Below are 17,991 nucleotides of genomic sequence, written 5' to 3' on the forward strand. Positions count from 1 at the left end.
GCGGAGGGCCCTCGTCCAGGCGCTGGCTCTTGCGAAGCGCCGATGTCCTGTGCAAAAGCCCGCTTATGCTTATCATCAACGATCTTACGCTGCGCATGGCGGGGCGGCTGCTTCTCGATCATGCCTCATTGACGCTGCCGGCCGGCACCAAGGCCGGCCTCGTCGGTCGCAACGGCACCGGCAAGACCACGCTGTTCAAGGCGATCACCGGCGATTTCCCTTCGGAGACCGGCTCTATCAGCCTGCCGAAGAGCACGCGCATCGGCCAGGTGGCGCAGGAAGCGCCGGGAACCGAGGAGCCGCTGATCGACATCGTGCTGAAAGCCGATGTCGAGCGCCAGGCCTTGCTCGAAGAAGAGAAGACCGCGACCGATCCGCATCGCATCGCCGAGATCCACACGCGGCTGGCCGATATCGACGCCCATTCGGCCGAATCCCGCGCCGCGACCATCCTTGCCGGCCTCGGCTTCGACGATGCCGCGCAGAAGCGTCCGGCCTCGTCCTTCTCAGGCGGCTGGCGTATGCGCGTGGCGCTGGCCGCGGTGCTCTTCTCCGAGCCGGACCTTCTCTTGCTCGACGAGCCGACCAACTATCTCGACCTCGAAGGAACACTGTGGTTGGAGAACTATGTCTCCAAATATCCGCACACGGTCTTGCTGATCTCGCACGACCGCGACCTGCTCAACCGCGCCGTCAACTCGATCGTCCATCTCGATCAGAAGAAGCTGACCTTCTGGCGTGGCGGCTACGACCAGTTCGAGCGCCAGTACACCGAGCAAAAGGAACAGCAGGAGAAGGGCCGCATCAAGCAGGAAGCCGCCCGCAAGCATATGGAATCCTTCGTCGAGCGCTTCCGCGCCAAGGCCTCCAAGGCCAGGCAGGCGCAGTCGCGCATCAAGGCGCTGGAAAAGATGAAGCCGATCGCGGCGATCGTGAACGACACGGTGCGGCCATTCTCGTTTCCGGAACCGGTGAAGACGGTGGCATCGCCGATCGTTGCGCTCAACAACGTCAGTGTCGGGTATACGCCCGGTGAGCCGATTCTGAAGAAGATGACCTTGCGCATCGACGCCGATGACCGCATCGCGCTGCTCGGCGCCAACGGCAACGGCAAGTCAACCTTCGCCAAGCTTCTGTCCGGCCGGCTAAAGCAGGAGGCCGGCACGATGACGGTGGCGCCGGGGCTGAAGGTGGCGATCTTTGCCCAGCACCAGCTCGACGATCTCAGGCCTGAGGAAAACGCCTACGAACATGTGCGCCGGCTGATGCCGGAGGCGCCGGAATCGAAGGTGCGCGGCCGTGTCGCCCAGTTTGGGCTTACCACCGAGAAGATGAACACCGCGGCGAAAGACCTCTCCGGTGGCGAGAAGGCGCGCCTCCTGATCGGCTTGTCGGCTTTCGAGGGCCCGAACCTCTTCATCCTCGACGAGCCCACCAATCACCTCGACATCGACAGCCGTGAATCGCTGATCCATGCGCTGAACGACTTTCCGGGCGCCGTGATCCTGATCTCGCACGATCGGCACCTGCTCGAAGCCACCGCCGACCGGCTGTGGCTGGTCAAGGACGGCGCGGTCAATCCTTATGACGGCGACCTCGAGGACTATAAGACGCTGGTCACCGGCGTGTCCTCCAACCGCCGCGAGCAGAAGGAAGCGGACAAGGCGTCCAAGGCCGACCGCCGCCGCGAAGCCGCCCAGCGCCGCGCCGCGCTCGAGCCTTTAGCCAAGGAGATCCGCGCCACCGAGGCGCTGATGGACCGCATCCGCAAACGCATCGACCTGATCGAGGACGAACTCGCCAATCCGGCAGTCTACGAAAAGGACCCCTCGACTGCGACGCGGCTTGCCAAGGAACGCTCGCAACTGGCGCAGACGCTGGCGCAAAACGAAGACAAGTGGCTGACCATGTCCGCGGAGTATGAGGAAGGGATCGCGGAGTGAGAGCATGATCTCCCTTCTTGAGGGGGAGATGGCCGGCAGGCCAGAGGGGGTCGTCTCACCTAGATCGCCAACACCCTCTTTTGTCTCGAAGGCGCCGGCGCTTCACGCGCAACGACCCCTCTGTCGCCTTTGGCGACATATCCCCCACAAGGTGGGAGATTGGCTAATCTCTGGCCCTACACCTCGTCCCCAAAACCCGCTACACCCCCCGCATGAACCAGCACGCCAAGCTCCGGATCGGCCATTCGGCCTGTCCGCATGACTGTCCTTCCACCTGCGCGCTCGAAGTCGAGCTGCTCGACAACAACCGCATCGGCCGCGTGCATGGCGCCAAGGCGAACAGCTACACGGCGGGTATCGTCTGCGCCAAGGTCGCCCGCTATGCCGACCGTGTCCACCATCCCGATAGGCTGCTGAAGCCGCTGGTGCGAGCCGGCGCCAAGGGTGAGGGGGCCTGGAAGGAAGCGAGCTGGGAAGCGGCGCTGGACCTCGTCGCGGAAAAATTCATCGCGGCCGAAGAGAAATACGGCTCGGAAACCGTCTGGCCCTATTTCTATGCTGGCACGATGGGGCTGGTGCAGCGCGACGGCATCGAAAGGCTGCGCCACGCCAAGAAATACTCCGGTTTCTTCGGCTCGATCTGCACCAATCTGGCCTGGACCGGCTGGATGATGGGTGTGGGCGCCTTGCGCGGCCCTGATCCGCGCGAGATGGCGAAGTCCGATTGCGTGGTGATCTGGGGCACCAATGCCGTGGTCACCCAGGTCAATGTCATGACCCACGCGATACGGGCACGAAAGGAGCGTGGGGCAAAGATCGTCGTCATCGACATTTATGACAACGCCACGATGAAGCAGGCCGATCTTGGCCTGGTGCTGAGGCCCGGCACCGACGGCGCGCTCGCCTGCGCGGTCATGCATGTGCTGTTCCGCGACGGGCTCGCCGACCGCGCCTATCTTGAGAAATACACTGACGATCCGCGCGGGTTGGAAGAGCATTTGAACACGCGCACGCCCGAATGGGCGACCGCCATTACCGGGCTGTCCGTCGCCGAGATCGAGGCATTCGCCCATCTGGTCGGCAAGACCAAGAAAACCTATTTCCGCCTTGGTTATGGCTTCGCCCGCCAGCGCAACGGCTCGGTCAACATGCATGCCGTCTCCTGCATCGCCGCGGTCACCGGCGCCTGGCTGTATGAGGGCGGCGGCGCCTTCCATTCCAATTCCGGCATCTTCAAGCTGAACCAGGACGTGCTCGAGGGCACCGCGATGCGCGGCCCGAAGGTGCGCTATCTCGACCATTCGCGCATCGGCCCGGTGCTGACGGGCGCGGCCGACGCGCTCTATGGCGGCCCTCCGGTGACGGCGATGCTGATCCAGAACACCAATCCGGCCAATGTCGCGCCGGAGCAGCGGCTGGTGAGAAAGGGTTTTCTGCGCGAAGACCTGTTCACCTGCGTGCACGAACAGTTCATGACCGATACGGCCAAGCTCGCCGATGTCGTGCTGCCGGCGACGATGTTCCTGGAGCATGACGACATCTACAAAGGTGGCGGCAACCAGCACATCACGCTCGGCCCCAAGCTGATCGAGCCGCCGGAAGGGCCGCGCACCAACCACTATGTCAATGAGGAACTCGGCAAGCGCCTCGGCGTCGGCGACCGGCCCGGCTTCGGCCTAACCGAGCGCGAGCACATCGACATCATCCTCGGCAAGCGCGGGCTCGGCAGCTTCGATAGCCTGAAGGCGGAGAAGTGGGTCGACCTGCAGCCCGACTTCGACGACGCGCATTTCATCAACGGCTTCGGCCATGCGGACAAGAAATTCCACTTCCGGCCCAACTGGACCGGGCAGTCGGCGCCCAACCGGCCGCCGAGAAGCATGGGCCTGTTCGGCCCGGTCGAGCGGCTGCCGGAATTCCCCGACCATGTCGAGCTGATCGAGGTCGCGGACGAGGAGCATCCGTTCCGGCTGGCGACCTCGCCGGCGCGCAATTTCCTCAATTCGAGCTTTGCCGAAACGCCGGTGTCGAAGGCCAAGGAAGGCAGGCCGGAGCTGCTTGTCCATCCGCAGGACGCCGCGGCGCTCGGCATCGAGGATGGCGGCCGTGTCGAGGTCGGCAACCGGCGCGGCGATGTGGTGCTGCACGCAAAATTCTTCGACGGCGTGAAGCGAGGCGTGGTGGTCGCGGAAGGCATCTGGCCGAACAGCGCGCATGAGCGCGGCGAAGGCATCAACGTCCTGACCGGCGCCGATGCGCCGGCACCCTATGGTGGCGCCGCCGTCCACGACAACAAGGTGTGGCTGCGGAAAGCTGAAGAATCCGGCGATAGATCAGGATGACGTTTCGTTGAATCGCCGTCCTGACCTAATTCCTTGCGGAGCATGATCTTCTCCGAAAACCGGTTCCCACTTCGGATCATGCTGCAGCCTCCCATCTGGCCCAAGCGCCTCTCGTCGCGCCCGCCAGCTCCGGCATCTATAGAGGCCCCTTGTCTCGGCAACGAGGGAGGATGTCGTGGCCGAGGTCTCGCTTCTGGGCATTCCGCATGACGAGAATTCATCCTATCTGCGCGGGCCCGCCGAGGCGCCGCCGCTGATCCGGCGCGAACTCGCCAGCGACGCCTACAGTTCCTGGACCGAAACCGGCTTCGACCTGACGGACCGCTTCGTCGATCACGGCGACATCGATTTCACGCAAGGTGGCGACCCGTGGCAGCGGATCGAGGCGGAGGTGGGCCGCGCGCTCGACGCCGGCCATCCGCTGATCTCGCTCGGCGGCGACCATGCGATCTCCTGGCCGGTGCTGCGCGCGGTGCGCCGCCGCTACCGGAGCCTCACGATTGTCCATATCGACGCGCATCCGGACATTTATCATTCCTATGACGACAATCCGCGTTAGCACACTTCGCCCTTCGCCCGTATCATGGAAGAGAAGCTGGCCGACCGGGTGATCCAGATCGGCCTGCGCACCGTCAATGATCACCATCGCGACCAGTTCAAGCGCTTCGGTGTCGAGGTGGTGGAGATGCGGAATTTCAAGGAAGGCTTGCAGCTCGACCTCCAGACGCCTGTCTACATCTCGATGGATATCGACGCTCTCGATCCGGCCTTCGCTCCCGGTATCTCTCACCGTGAGCCCGGCGGCTTGACCACGCGCCAGGTCATCGGTCTGATCCAGGCAATAGACCGACGAATAGTCGCCGCCGATGTCGTCGAATACAATCCGCGCCAGGACCTTTCCAACGTGACGGCGCTGGTCGCCGCCAAGCTGGTCAAGGAGATCGCCGGCATGATGCTGAAGACCAACGGAGCGGTTTGAGTCAATTTGCCAAGGCGGCATGCTAGAGGATTGTTCCGACTCAGCTTTCGACAGGGATCGCCATGCCGCAGCCGCTCAGGATAGCCATCGCCGGCGCGCTCGGCCGCATGGGCCGGCAGATGGCCGAGACAGTCGCTGCCCATTCTCGACTGGAACTCGTCGCCCGCTTCCATCGGCCGGGCAGCGCGGGAGAGGGGCTGGTCGAGCGCGACGAAGCTCTGGCGCTTGCCGACGTGGTCGTCGACTTCACCACGCCCGCGGCTTCTGCCGAACTGGCAGAAGCTTGCGCCGCGCGTGGCGGTCCGGCGCTGGTGATCGGCTCGACAGGTTTTGACGTCGCCGAACTGGCAGCCATAGCGCAAGCCGCGAAGAAGATCGCCATCGTGCGCTCCGGCAGCTATTCGCTCGGCCTGAACCTACTGACCGGCCTGGTCGAGCAAGCGGCGAGGGCGCTTGGGCCTGATGACTGCGACATCGAAATCTTCGAAGCACATCACCGCTTCAAGGTCGACGCGCCGTCGGGCACGGCGTTGATGTTGGGCGAAGCGGCTGCGCGAGGACGTGGCGTCAGGCTGGATGATGTGGCGAAGCGTGCCCGCGACGGCGTCACCGGCCCGCGCTCCGCCGGCGAGATCGGCTTTGCCGTGCTGCGAGGCGGCAGCATCGTCGGCGAGCACAGCGTCAGCTTTCTCAGCGACCGCGAAAGGTTCACGCTTTCGCATCTCGCCGGCGACCGCTCGATGTTCGCCCGCGGCGCCGTCGCGGCTGCGCTCTGGGTCGCCGGACGGCCGCCCGGGGAGTATGGCATGCGCGATGTGCTCGGGTTCGCTGACTGTTGATTGGAATTTCAGCGGATTTCGTTTCAACGGGTGCCAAAACCGCTGAAAGCCAGCTGAAAGCTTGGCCGTGCCATGACAGTTTCGTGGCGTTCGCCACGCAGCCGGCTGGGAGTGGCCGGTAAGGAGGAAATGCGGCGCGCTGCGCCGCCAGGTGGAGGAAGTTACGTGACCGGTTTCATCTCTAAATGCGCCCTTCGTTCCGCGCTGCTGGCGGTTGCCACGGTTGCCGCTGGTGCAACGACGGCTTCGGCCGCCGACAAGATCTCGATCATGGTGGGCGGCTACGAAAAACAGATCTACCTGCCAGCGAAGCTCGCCGAGGCGCTCGGCTATTTCAAGGATGAAGGCCTCGATGTCGAGCTGCTCAACGAACCTGCCGGCGTCGACGCCGAGAACGAGATGCTGGCGGGTGCCGTGCAGGGCGTGGTCGGCTTCTACGATCATTGCATCGACCTGCAGGCCAAGGGCAAGTTCGTCGAATCCATCGTCCAGTTCAGCCAGGCGCCGGGCGAGGTCGAGCTGGTCTCTTCCAAGCACCCCGAGATCAAGTCGCCGGCCGACTTCAAGGGCATGAGCCTCGGCGTCACGGGCCTCGGCTCCTCAACCAACTTCCTGACCGAATATCTGGCGGTCAAGAACGGCCTGAAGCTCGGCGAGTTCACCTCGGTGCCGGTCGGCGCGGGCAATACTTTCATCGCCGCCATGCAACAAGACAAGATCCAGGCCGGCATGACGACCGAGCCGACGATCACGCGATTGCTCAAGACCGGCGAGGCCAAGGTGTTGATCGACATGCGCACGATCGAAGGCACCAAGGCGGCTCTCGGCGGCACCTATCCGGCCGCCTCGCTCTATATGCAAACCGAATGGGTCGAAGCGCATAAGGACGAGACGCAGAAGCTTGCCAATGCTTTCGTCAAGACACTGAAGTTCATCAGCACCCACAGCGGCGCCGAGATCGCCGAAAAGATGCCGAAGGATTACTATGTCGGCGACAAGGACGGCTATGTGAAAGCCCTCGATGCCGGCAAGGCAATGTTCACTCCCGATGGCGTGATGCCCGAGGGCGGCCCCGAGACGGTGCTCACTGTGCTGTCGGCCTTCAAGAAGGAACTGCAGGGCAAGCAGATCGACCTTTCGAAGACCTACACCACGGAATTCGTCAAGAACGTGAAGTAGCCGATACCGTCGGCGCGATGTCAATCGGACATCGCGCCTGTATCAGCCCTATCAGTGTGTCCGGCGATGCGCCTGCGTGGCGATCGCGCGGCCTTGGAGTATTTCACCATGGCAGTCGAAAGACCCGCTCCAGCGATCGAACTTATCAATGTCAGCCGTCGCTTCCTCTCCCCAACCGGCAAGTCGCTTACGGCGCTCCGCGATTTCACCATGACGGTCGAACGCGGCGAGTTCGTCGCCGTCGTCGGCCCGACCGGCTGCGGCAAGTCGACGACGCTCAATCTCGTGACCGGGCTCGCCAGCCCGAGCGCCGGCGAGGTTCGTGTCATGGGCGCGCCGGTCAAGGGCATCGATCCGCGCATCGGCTTCGTTTTCCAGACCGACGCGCTTTTCCCATGGCGCACGGTGATCGAGAACGTCATGGCCGGACCGCTGTTTCGCGGCAAGTCGAAGCCGCAGGCCGAGGCATCGGCGCGCGACTGGCTGGCGCGCGTCGGCCTGGCGCGGTTCGAGCAGCATTATCCGCATCAGCTTTCCGGCGGCATGCGCAAGCGTGTGGCGCTCGCCCAGACCTTCATCAACGGCCCCGAGATCCTGCTGATGGACGAGCCATTCTCGGCCCTCGACGTGCAGACACGCGTGCTCATGCATGAGGAACTGTTGCGACTATGGTCGGAGGCGAATGCGTCGGTGGTGTTCGTTACTCACGACCTCGAGGAGGCGATCGCGCTGGCCGACAAGGTCTATGTGCTCACCGCCGGGCCGGCGACGGTGAAATCCGTCTACACGATCGACCTGCCGCGCCCGCGTGTCGTCGCCGACATACGTTATGAGCAGAGCTTCATCGATTATTCGCGCACCATCTGGGCCGACCTCAAGGAAGAGGTCGAGACCAGCTACGCCCGTGCGGCCGCGTGAGGAGGGCGACATGACAGACGCCACCGTCAACATCACCACGGCCAGCTTCCGGCCCGGCACCTCGGACGCCGAGATCGAGGCGGCCGCCGCGAAGGCCGCCGCCCATCGCCGCCGCGCCGTCACGTTCTGGCGGCTGGGTATCCTGATCGCCTTCCTCAGCTTGTGGGAAATCGCCGGCCGCATGGCCTGGATCGACCCCTTCTTCTACGCCATGCCGAGCACGATCGCCGGCCGGCTCTATGAGTGGATCACCGAAGGCACCTCGGAAGGTCCGCTCTGGTACCATCTCTATGTCACCATGGAGGAGTCGGTGCTGGGGTTCGTCACCGGCTCGATTGCCGGCATCGTCATCGGCGTCGCGCTCGGCCGCAACCGCATGGCCGCCGACATCTTCTCGGTCTACATCAAGGTGATCAACTCGATCCCGCGCGTGGTGCTGGCGCCGATCTTCATCATGATCCTCGGCCTCGGGCTTGCCTCCAAGGTGGCGCTGGCCTTCGTCATGGTTTTCTTCGTCGTCTTCCACAACGCCTTCCAGGGTGTGCGTGAGGCCGACCGGGCGATGATCGCCAATGCCCGCATCCTCGGCGCCTCCGATTGGCAGCTGACGCGCTCTGTCATCGTGCCGTCGGCAATGAGCTGGATCTTTGCCAGCCTGCATGTCAGCTTCGGCTTTGCCATCATCGGCGCTATCGTCGGCGAGTTCGTCGGTTCGCGCTTCGGCATTGGCCTGTTGATCAACATCGCCAAAGGCTCGTTCGATGCCGCCGGCATGTATGCAGCGATCGTCATCGTGATGGTCGTGGCGCTCGGCGCCGAGTATCTGATGACGCTGGTCGAGAGCCGGTTGGCGAAGTGGCGGCCGCAGCCGTTGCACGAGACGCAGTAGGCAAGATAGCGCTTCGCTGGCGGCCGCTTCAGGAGCCGGCCAGCGGCAGCCGAACCTCGACCTTGAGCCCACCCATGGCGGCGTCGCCCAGCGTGACGCCGCCGCCGGCATTCTCGACCACCTCGCGTACGATGGCCAGGCCGAGCCCGCTGCCTTCCTCCGTAGATCCAGCAATGCGGTAGAAGCGCTCGAAGACATGCTCGCGCTCTTCCGCTGGAACGCCGGGCCCGTCATCGGTAACGGTGAGCGCCGCCTCGCCATCGACGGCGGCGAGCTTGACCGTCACGCTCCCCCCGGCTTTGGAGTGGCGCAGCGCGTTGTCGACCAGGTTGACGATCATCTCTCGCAGCATCGTGCCGTCGCCGATCACGGGCACCGGCCCGCTCTCATCGAGGCCGAGGTCGATGTTGCGTTCGATCGCTTTCGGCGCTTGGCTTTCCAGCACCTGGCGGGCGGCGTCGGTGAGGTCGATGCGGTCGGCACGCGGCCGTCGACTGCCGGGCTCGGCACGCGAGAGCGTAAGAAGTTGCTCGGCGAGGCGTGCCAGCTTGCCGGAGCTTGCCTGTAACGCCATCAGCGCCTCCTGTCGCCGGTCGGTCGCGGTTTCTCGCAAGGCATAGCTTGCCTGTGTCGACAACAGCGCCAGTGGCGTGCGCAGCTGGTGCGCGGCATTGGCGATGAAGCGGCGCTGCGCCGCCATCTGCCCCCGCACGCGCTCCATATAGGCGTTGAGCGCCTCGATCAGCGGCCGGATCTCGCTTTGTGCGCCCGCGACCTCGACCGGCTCGAGATCGCTGCGGTGTCGCGAGCGCACGGCGTCGCGCAGCCGGATCAGCGGCGCCAGCCCTCGGCGCAGGCCAAGCAGCACAAACACGCCGGCAATCGCCACCAGCGCCAGCTGCTGGCCGAAGGCGCTTAACCACAGACGCCTCACCATCGCGTCATGCCCCCCGAGCGTCACGCCGACTGTGACCGTGATCGGCGAATCCGCGCCGGCGCCGATTACGGTATGGCTTAGCGTTGCGAGCCGCAGACGGTGATCGCGAAAGCCGGTCTCGATGCTGCCGCGGCTTGTCGCCTTGGGCAGGTCGGGATAGCCGGTAAGCAGGCGCCCGCCCGCGGTCTCGACATGGTAGTAGACCCGGTCACGGTCGCCGGTATCGAACATTTCGATTGCCGCCGGCGGGATGGTGGCGTCGAGCACGCCGTCTTTCACCGCGACCTGCTCGGCGATGGCGCGCGCCGACGCCATCAACATCCGGTCGGCAATCAGATCGGCAGTCGCGAGCGCGTTGCCGTGGCTGGTCCACAAATTGATGGCGGTGAGCCCCGCCAGCGGCAGCACAACCCATGCCAGCAATTGCAGGCGAAGACTGCTGATCCGAAGCCTGCCGATCCTCATGGCGCCGGATCGTCATGACGCAGGAGGTAGCCGAGGCCGCGCAAGGTGGCGATCTGGACGCGCGAGCCCTCGAGCTTCTTGCGCAGGCGGTGCACATAAATTTCGATGGCGCTGGGATCGGCGTCGGTCTCGAAGTCGTAGATCGCGGCCGACAGCGCCGTCTTGCTCACCGTGCGGCCGGCTTTGACGACGAGTTGTTCCAGCACAGCGTGCTCGCGCGGCGTCAGCGTCAGCGTCGCGCCGGCAAGCGAGAACAGGCGGGTGTTGGTGTCAAAGACAAGGTCGCCGCAGGCAATGACCGGCGCGGTGCGATCGTTGGCGCGGCGCAGCTGCACGCGGATGCGCGCCTCCAGCTCCTCGATCTGGAAGGGTTTCGCCAGATAGTCGTCGGCGCCTTCGTTGAGGCCCTTGACCCGGCCATCGAGGCTGGCATTGGCGGTGAGCACGATCACCGGCACCGGGTTGCCGCGCGCCCGCAGTCTTTTCAGCACCTCCATGCCGCCCATGCGGGGCAGGGCAAGGTCGAGGATGATCAGGGCATGGTCGCCGGCAGCCAAAGCATGCTCGACATCCTCGCCGTCATGTACGACGTCGACGACATAGCTCGCCTGGCGCAGTGTCTTGCTCAGCCAATCGGCCAGTTCACGATTGTCCTCGACAAGCAGCAGCCGCATCGTTTGTCGCTGTTTCCTCCCAATGACATCGACCGTCGCCAAAGGGCAGGCGGCGTCCAAATTGGTTCCCGAGGCAACCGATAGTATCGATCCGCGTGCAAGGCAAACGTGGTTTCTCGGCGGTCGACCCCCCCGTCGTGGTTCCTGCCGAGCCATCCCTGCAAACGATGAAACCGAACCGTTCGGTTCAATTAATGTTGACGGTTCGTATAGCTGGGGTGAACAGCAGCACGTTACCCAGATGCCGCATCGCGCCACGATCGTCGTAAGGCATTGATCTCAAACGATAAGAATGTGGCCGCTGCGTCGTGCAGTCAATTTCAAGATCGAACCGAACGGTTCGGTTCACAACTTTTCGTGATTGGAAATGGCAACAAGGCCGACCCATTTCGGGGTGGTTCGAGCGACGCGAATTTCCATTACGGCACGCCACTAGACGGACACGACTTTGAAATCTGGAGTATCTAAAATGAACAAGATTGCTTTTGCCGCCGCTGCTTTCCTCATTGCCACGGGCAGCGCTTTCGCCGGCAGCGACCATTACGGTTCCGACAACGTCAACCAGCCGGCCGTGACCGCTCCGGCGGGCAAGGTCGACAACACCGTCACGGGTTCGATCCGCAAGTTCGAGCAACGCGACCTTCACATCAAGCCGGCTCAGAACCAGCCGGAATCCGGCCAGGGCATCTGGGGCCGCTAAGCGGTCCCTCCCTGACCAGTGTCAACCAACAACTTTGAATCTGGAGTACCTCAAATGACCAAGATCGCTCTTACCGCCGCTGCTCTTCTCGTTGCTACCGGTGCCGCTTTTGCCGGCTCGGACAACTACGGCTCGGCCAATGCCAACCAGCCGGCCGCCTCGGTCGACAACTCGATCACCGCTTCCACGAACAACTCGGACGCGGACGTACAGAAGCCGGTCGTCACGGGCGCAGACCACAACTTGTTCGGCAACCGCTAATCGGTTCGCGTGGCGAACCTTCGAACCAACAAACTTGAATTTGGAGTAACTCAAATGACCAAGATCGCTCTTACCGCCGCTGCCCTTCTTGTTGCCACTGGTGCCGCCTTCGCCGGCTCGGACAACTACGGTTCGGCTAATGCCAACCAGCCGGCCGCTTCGGTCGACACCTCGCTCACCGCTTCGGTCAAGAAGTCGGATGCGGATGCCCAGAAGCCGGTCGTCCAGGGTGCCAATCATGACCTGTTCGGCAACCACTAAACGGTTCTGTCCTCGACAGACCTCAAAGCGGCGGGCTTGTCCCGCCGCTTTGCTTTTATGCCGCCGGCTGGCCGCTGGGCCGGCTTTCACGGTGGTTGATCAAGCATTCATCACGAAGCGGTGATGCCTGTAACGACGTCTTGGGCGTCTCCGAAGTGGGAGCAAGGGCCGATAAACGGGGCCGATGCACGGAAATTCAAGTGAGTGGAACGAGCGGGCAGCGCCCGGGCGATGTCCGAGGCTGTGCCGATCCACCGGGTCATCGGATCGTCAATCGCGCCCGATCAAACAGCGCAACCCAGAACCAGGAGTATTTGAAATGACCAAGATCGCACTTATCGCCGTCGCCCTTCTCACTGCCACCGGTGCCGCCTTCGCCGGCTCGGACAATTACAGAGCGGCCGATGCCAACCAGCCGGCCGTCACCATCGACCGGACCGTGACGACCTCGATCGCGAAGTCGGACGCGGATGTCCGAAGGCCGGTGGTGCAGGGCGCCGATCACAACCTGTTCGGCAACCACTGATCCGGCCCGGAAAATAGCAGGCGGCGGGCCTGTCCCGCCGCCTGCTTTTGTGCAGCCGCCTAGCGGCAATATCAAATCGCCTTCACAAGTGTTTGTGTCACAAGCAGTTGCAATCGTTAGTCTTTTTTTCGGCGAGGTCTTGGTCGACGCATTGTGGCCGCTGAAAAGGCGACCCGCCGGGAATAAATCCCGGCCGCCGCGGGTCTCTTCGGCAGCGGGGCCATCCTCCCAAGGCCACCGCCGATGAAAGACACGAAACAAGGAAATGGAACATGACCAGGATTGCATTCGTCGCGGCCGCCATACTTGCCGCCGCCATGAGCACCGCATCCGCCGGCAGCGATCACTACGGCGCTGATGGCGTGAACCAAGCCGCCGCCGTTGGCTCCGACACCAGCGTCACGGCTTCGATCCCGAAGCACAAGACAGTCAAGCCGGCCCCGAAGGTCGATACCGAGATGAAGACGGGTGCGACCGGCGCTGCGGATTGGCCGGGTCCGCCATCGGACAATTGGGGCAATTGACCCCGTCTCTGAAAATATTGAAGGCGGCGGCAAAGCCCGCCGCCTTGCTTATGGACTGGCCGGCTTCGGGCTCTACGTCAAATCCTTCGGCCTCACGCAATGCGTCAGCCGCGCACCGTGGAAGTCGAGATTTGCCCAATCCTCGCCCAGCGTGAGCCGCGCAAGTGCCGCCGTCGGAAACTTCGCTTCGATCTTCTTGAACACGCCCTGATCCGATCCGGCGCCCGCCAGCTGAAGCGCAAAATGCTGCAGGCCGGGATTGTGGCCGATCACCAGCACACTTGTAGCTTTGACCTGGCGCACGCGCGCCAGGATGGCGGCCGGCGTCGCCTCGTAGAGCTCCTCGGCGAACTCCGCCTGCACATGCTTCGGCAGTTCGGCCGCGACCAGCCTCCAGGTGTCGCGTGTGCGCAGCGCCGGCGAGACCAGCGCCAGATCCGGCAACCAGCCGCGTCGCGCAAGCTCTCGCCCCATCAACGGCGCCGTCTTCAAGCCGCGCGGGGCCAGCGGCCGGTCGAAATCCTCAAGTTTGGGATCGTCCCGGCTCGACTTGGCGTGGCGAAGGATGAGCAACTGTCTCACAGGCATTGCAGCCCCTACGGCGTGATCCGCGCCAGCTGTTCGAGATCAGTCTCCTCGCGCAGCGGGTCCGGCGCCATCACCACCGAGGTGGCGTTTTCGGCATCGTCGGCGAAATGGGCAAACACGGTGTGGCCCTTTTCCATGCGCGCCTTGCCTTCGGCGACCAGACCCAGCGCCAGCGGGTAGAGCCGGTGCTCGGCCTTCAGCACCCGAGCCGCCAGCATGTCTTCGTTGTCGCCGACCATGACTGGCACGGCGGCCTGCGCGATGATCGGGCCGTCATCCATCTCGGGCGTGACGAAATGCACCGAGCAGCCATGGATGCGAACGCCCGCACGGATTGCGCGCGCATGCGTGTCCAGCCCCTTGAACGCCGGCAGCAGGGCAGGGTGGATGTTGACCATGCGTCCCTGCCATTTCTCGACGAGGCCGCGGCCGAGAATGCGCATATAGCCGGCCAAGGCGACGATGTCGGCGCCGAAGCTCGTGAGCGCGGCGTCGATCGCGGCGTCATAGGCGTCCTTGCTCGGCTGATCGGCGCGCTGGATGACCTTGGTAGCGATGCCGCGCGACTGGGCGATGCCGAGGCCGGCCGCGTTGGCGCGGTCGGAAATAACGCCGACGATTTCCGCCGGATAGCTTGGATCGGCGGCGGCCGCGATCAGCGCCGTCATGTTGGAGCCGCGTCCCGAGATCAGGACGGCCGTGCGTTTCCTGCTCATAGGCCGATCGAGCCCCTGTAGATGACGCCGGCGTCGCGGCGCGGCACTATGCGGCCGATCGGCGTCACCGTCTCGCCGGCCTCCTGCAGCACCGCCGCGACCTGCGCCGCCTGGCCGGAGGCTACGGCGAGGATCATGCCAATGCCGCAGTTGAAGGTGCGCATCATCTCTTCCGGCGCGACCCCGCCGGTCTTGGCCAGCCACGAGAACACTGGCGGCACGTCGATCGCCTCGAGGTCGAGCTCGGCCGAAAAATCCTTGGGCAGCACACGCGGGATATTTTCTGGGAAACCTCCACCGGTGATGTGGGCGAGCGCCTTGATGCCATGCGTGTTGCGGATCGCCTTGAGGATCGACTTCACATAGATGCGCGTCGGCTCGAGCAGCGCCTCGGCGAGGCTGAGCTCTTCGTTGAACGGCGCTGGATCGCTCCAGCCGAGGCCGCTCGCGGCGACGATCCGGCGCACCAGCGAAAAGCCGTTGGAATGCAGGCCGGACGAGGCAAGGCCGAGCAGCACGTCGCCTTCGACGATGTCGTCGGTCGGTAGCAGTTGCCCGCGCTCGGCCGCACCCACCGCGAAGCCCGCAAGGTCGTAGTCTTTGTCGTGATACATGCCCGGCATTTCGGCGGTCTCGCCGCCGATCAGCGCGCAGCCGGCCTGTCGGCAGCCCTGCGCGATGCCGCCGACGATCGACGCGCCCTGCTCGGGGTCGAGCTTACCTGTGGCGAAATAGTCGAGGAAGAACAAAGGCTCCGCGCCCTGCACGACGATGTCGTTGACGCACATGGCGACGAGGTCGATCCCGATCGTGTCGTGCTTGCCGGCATCGATGGCGATCTTGAGCTTGGTGCCGACGCCGTCATTGGCGGCGACCAGCACCGGATCGGTGAAGCCGGCGGCCTTGAGATCGAACAGTCCGCCGAAGCCGCCGATCTCGCCATCGGCGCCCGGCCGGCGCGTGGCGCGCACCAGCGGCTTGATCTTCTCGACCATCAGATTGCCGGCATCGATGTCGACGCCAGCCTCGGCATAGGTGAGCCCGTTCTTGCGCTTGGCCTTTTCGCCCTTGCTCATCGTCGGCTCGTCCCTGTTTGTCATTGCGGGCTCTTCGCATGAATGGTTTCGGGGAGCAAGGATGTCGTTGCGACTGACAAAATCGTGGAAAGTGGGCACCGACATAGGCGATTGGCGAAGGCCGAGATGGCGGCCAATCTCGCCCCTTGCGGGGAGATGTCCGGCAGCACAGAGGGGGGTGTGAAGGAATACCAGCATCGATAATGGTTCTGCCGGCACGGCGAAAGAAAAACTCCGAGATGCCGACGGACAGCACCCCCTCTGCCTTGCCAGGCATCTCCCCCGCAAGGGGGGAGATCGGCGGCTTCACGCCGCTTCTCCCTTGCCCAATTTACGTATCTCCATCATTTATTCTCAAACAAAATCACGACGGGACCTCACGTGACCCTTCCCAACATGATTACGATCATGCGGCTGCTGCTGGTGCCGGCCGTGATGTTGGCCATGCTGCAGTGGCTTTGGGGTTGGGCCTTCGCCGGATTCCTCGTCGCCGGCATTTCCGATGGTGCCGATGGCTTTATCGCGCGTCGCTGGAACCAATCGTCCCGCCTCGGCGCCTATCTCGATGCGGTCTCCGACAAGCTCCTGCTGGTCTCGGTCTTCGTCGTCATGGGCTTTGCCGGCGAGCTGCCGCTCTGGCTGGTGGTAACCATGGTCTCGCGCGACGGGCTGATCGTTTGCGCCGTGCTCTTGTCCAGCGTGATGAGCCATCCGATCGAGGTGAAGCCGCTCCTCGTTTCAAAGATCAACACCGCGGCGCAGATCGTGCTGGCGTCGCTTGTGCTGGGCGAACTCGCCTTTTCGGTGCAGCTGGGCCCGCTGCGGACCGCGCTCATATTGCTGACCGGGGTCTTGACCGTGGCTTCGGCCGCAGCCTATCTCGTGGCTTGGCTAAGGCATATGAGCGGCTATGGCGAAGGCTCCCGGACGAGCAACTCCCCAACCGACAACATCAAGTCGGGCGACATCAAGTCGGGCATCGGCAAGTCGGGCGGCTCCAGCACGGACGCCTGACAATGACGGCGCGGTGATCGCCGCTGACGACGGCTCGGGCGGGCTTCGCCGCCAGGTCTTCTTCTGGCTGGTGACCGCGGTCCTGCTGGCGCTGTTCCTCTATATCTTCTCAGGCATCCTCCTGCCGTTCGTGGCCGGCATGGTGCTCGCCTATTTCCTCGACCCGGTCGCCGACTGGCTGCAGCGGCTAGGCCTGTCGCGCCTGATGGCGACGGTGGTGATCCTGATCGCCTTCATCGTAGTCGTGGTGCTGGCCTTCGTCATCCTGGTGCCGGTGCTGGCCACGCAGATGGCCGATTTCGCCCGCAAGCTGCCGGAATATCTCACCCGCCTGCAATCGCTCATCACCAGCTTCGACCCGAAATGGCTGGAGCAGCGTTTTGGCGTCAACGCCGCAGGCTTGCGCGAGGGGCTGAATTCGCTGCTCACCACCGGCTTCGGGCTGCTTACCACCGTCTTCACCTCGATCTGGAGCTCGGGCGTGGCGCTGGTTTCGGTGGTCAGCCTGTTCGTCGTCACCCCGGTCGTTGCCTTCTACATGCTGCTCGACTGGGACCGCATGGTGGCCGTTGTCGACAGCTGGGTGCCGCGCGACTATGTCGAGACGGTCAGAACGCTCGCTCGCGAGATCAACACCGCCACCGCCGGCTTCGTGCGCGGGCAGGGCACGCTCTGCCTTGTGCTCGGCGCCATGTATGCAACGGGACTGACGCTGACCGGCTTGAATTTCGCCATCCTCATCGGCTTCTTCGCCGGGCTGATCTCCTTCATCCCCTATGTCGGCTCGCTGACCGGGCTGGTGCTCGCCGTCGGCGTAGCCTTCGTACAGTTCTGGCCGGACTGGACGATGGTCTTGCTTGTGGCCTGCGTGTTTTTCGTCGGCCAGTTCATCGAGGGCAACATCCTGCAGCCCCGGCTGGTCGGAAAGAGCGTCGGCCTGCACCCGGTATGGCTGATGTTCGCGCTGTTTGCCTTCGGCGCGCTGTTCGGTTTCGTCGGCCTTTTGATTGCCGTGCCGGCCTCGGCGGCGATTGCCGTGCTGGTGCGCTTCGCCATCGGCCGCTATCTCGAATCGCCGCTCTATAAGGGCAACGGCACTCAGCCCGCGCCGCCATTGCCGGCCGATCGCGGTGGCGGCCACCGCTCGTCTCGGGGCTGAA

The 17,991-nt window shown here is 64.0% G+C and carries 18 protein-coding genes and 1 pseudogene; 14 read left to right on the forward strand and 5 right to left on the reverse strand.

What is annotated here, in order from left to right:
• Window positions 1-65: 65 nt before the first annotated feature.
• The 7 genes and pseudogenes from LB528_RS18960 to LB528_RS18990 all read left to right on the forward strand — a co-directional run bounded on the left by LB528_RS18960 (window position 66) and on the right by LB528_RS18990 (window position 9,089).
• Window positions 66-1,943: an ABC-F family ATP-binding cassette domain-containing protein gene (locus tag LB528_RS18960; RefSeq protein WP_224715909.1), complete on the forward strand. Its 1,878-nt coding sequence runs from the start codon at window positions 66-68 to the stop codon at window positions 1,941-1,943.
• A gap of 212 nt (window positions 1,944-2,155) precedes the next feature.
• The gene (locus LB528_RS18965) at window positions 2,156-4,285 is read left to right on the forward strand and encodes a molybdopterin-dependent oxidoreductase (protein WP_224715910.1); all 2,130 of its coding nucleotides are present in this window, start codon (window positions 2,156-2,158) and stop codon (window positions 4,283-4,285) included.
• Window positions 4,286-4,460: 175 nt separating this feature from the next.
• A pseudogene (gene speB / locus LB528_RS18970) lies at window positions 4,461-5,264 on the forward strand (agmatinase).
• Window positions 5,265-5,326: 62 nt separating this feature from the next.
• Window positions 5,327-6,103 (forward strand): 4-hydroxy-tetrahydrodipicolinate reductase, encoded by a 777-nt coding sequence (gene dapB / locus LB528_RS18975; RefSeq protein WP_224715911.1) that lies wholly within the window; start codon window positions 5,327-5,329, stop codon window positions 6,101-6,103.
• Window positions 6,104-6,280: 177 nt separating this feature from the next.
• Window positions 6,281-7,282, forward strand: a complete 1,002-nt coding sequence (locus LB528_RS18980; protein ID WP_411962213.1) for an ABC transporter substrate-binding protein — start codon at window positions 6,281-6,283, stop codon at window positions 7,280-7,282.
• A gap of 108 nt (window positions 7,283-7,390) precedes the next feature.
• Window positions 7,391-8,200 (forward strand): ABC transporter ATP-binding protein, encoded by an 810-nt coding sequence (locus tag LB528_RS18985; protein ID WP_224715912.1) that lies wholly within the window; start codon window positions 7,391-7,393, stop codon window positions 8,198-8,200.
• 10 nt (window positions 8,201-8,210) lie between these two features.
• Window positions 8,211-9,089: an ABC transporter permease gene (locus tag LB528_RS18990; RefSeq protein ID WP_224715913.1), complete on the forward strand. Its 879-nt coding sequence runs from the start codon at window positions 8,211-8,213 to the stop codon at window positions 9,087-9,089.
• Between the two features lie 28 nt (window positions 9,090-9,117).
• Here LB528_RS18990 and LB528_RS18995 read toward each other — a convergent pair whose 3' ends face one another.
• Window positions 9,118-10,491, reverse strand: coding sequence for a sensor histidine kinase (locus LB528_RS18995; protein WP_224715914.1), 1,374 nt, complete (start codon window positions 10,489-10,491; stop codon window positions 9,118-9,120).
• Window positions 10,488-11,165: a response regulator gene (locus LB528_RS19000; protein WP_224513097.1), complete on the reverse strand. Its 678-nt coding sequence runs from the start codon at window positions 11,163-11,165 to the stop codon at window positions 10,488-10,490. Before LB528_RS19000 ends, LB528_RS18995 begins: the two co-directional genes overlap by 4 nt.
• A gap of 469 nt (window positions 11,166-11,634) precedes the next feature.
• Here LB528_RS19000 and LB528_RS19005 point away from each other — a divergent pair, with 469 nt between their 5' ends.
• The 5 genes from LB528_RS19005 to LB528_RS19025 all read left to right on the forward strand — a co-directional run bounded on the left by LB528_RS19005 (window position 11,635) and on the right by LB528_RS19025 (window position 13,437).
• On the forward strand, window positions 11,635-11,865 hold the full coding sequence (locus LB528_RS19005; RefSeq protein WP_224715915.1) for a DUF680 domain-containing protein: 231 nt from the start codon (window positions 11,635-11,637) through the stop codon (window positions 11,863-11,865).
• A gap of 54 nt (window positions 11,866-11,919) precedes the next feature.
• Window positions 11,920-12,126, forward strand: a complete 207-nt coding sequence (locus LB528_RS19010; protein WP_224589148.1) for a DUF680 domain-containing protein — start codon at window positions 11,920-11,922, stop codon at window positions 12,124-12,126.
• Between the two features lie 54 nt (window positions 12,127-12,180).
• Window positions 12,181-12,387 (forward strand): DUF680 domain-containing protein, encoded by a 207-nt coding sequence (locus LB528_RS19015; protein WP_224513101.1) that lies wholly within the window; start codon window positions 12,181-12,183, stop codon window positions 12,385-12,387.
• A 319-nt stretch (window positions 12,388-12,706) separates the two neighbouring features.
• A complete protein-coding gene (locus tag LB528_RS19020; protein WP_224715916.1) occupies window positions 12,707-12,913 on the forward strand; it encodes a DUF680 domain-containing protein in 207 nt (68 codons plus the stop codon).
• 272 nt (window positions 12,914-13,185) lie between these two features.
• Window positions 13,186-13,437, forward strand: a complete 252-nt coding sequence (locus LB528_RS19025; protein WP_224715917.1) for a DUF680 domain-containing protein — start codon at window positions 13,186-13,188, stop codon at window positions 13,435-13,437.
• A 72-nt stretch (window positions 13,438-13,509) separates the two neighbouring features.
• Here LB528_RS19025 and LB528_RS19030 read toward each other — a convergent pair whose 3' ends face one another.
• Genes LB528_RS19030 through purM form a run of 3 tightly spaced genes read right to left on the reverse strand, consistent with a single transcriptional unit; the run spans window position 13,510 to window position 15,817 of the window.
• Entirely contained in the window at window positions 13,510-14,025 is a 516-nt protein-coding gene (locus LB528_RS19030) for a SixA phosphatase family protein (RefSeq protein ID WP_224715918.1), read from the reverse strand.
• An 8-nt stretch (window positions 14,026-14,033) separates the two neighbouring features.
• Complete coding sequence (gene purN / locus LB528_RS19035) at window positions 14,034-14,741, reverse strand: phosphoribosylglycinamide formyltransferase (protein WP_224715919.1); 708 nt, start codon at window positions 14,739-14,741, stop codon at window positions 14,034-14,036.
• Window positions 14,738-15,817: a phosphoribosylformylglycinamidine cyclo-ligase gene (gene purM, locus LB528_RS19040; protein ID WP_224715961.1), complete on the reverse strand. Its 1,080-nt coding sequence runs from the start codon at window positions 15,815-15,817 to the stop codon at window positions 14,738-14,740. The genes purN and purM overlap by 4 nt, the downstream gene beginning before the upstream one ends.
• Before the next feature lie 381 nt (window positions 15,818-16,198).
• On the opposite strand from purM, the gene LB528_RS19045 reads away from it, so the two are divergent.
• Entirely contained in the window at window positions 16,199-16,831 is a 633-nt protein-coding gene (locus LB528_RS19045) for a CDP-alcohol phosphatidyltransferase family protein (RefSeq protein WP_224715920.1), read from the forward strand.
• A gap of 13 nt (window positions 16,832-16,844) precedes the next feature.
• On the forward strand, window positions 16,845-17,990 hold the full coding sequence (locus LB528_RS19050; RefSeq protein ID WP_224715921.1) for an AI-2E family transporter: 1,146 nt from the start codon (window positions 16,845-16,847) through the stop codon (window positions 17,988-17,990).
• Window position 17,991: the final 1 nt, after the last annotated feature.

Source organism: Mesorhizobium sp. CA4 (assembly GCF_020165075.1).
Classification (GTDB): Bacteria; Pseudomonadota; Alphaproteobacteria; order Rhizobiales; family Rhizobiaceae; genus Mesorhizobium.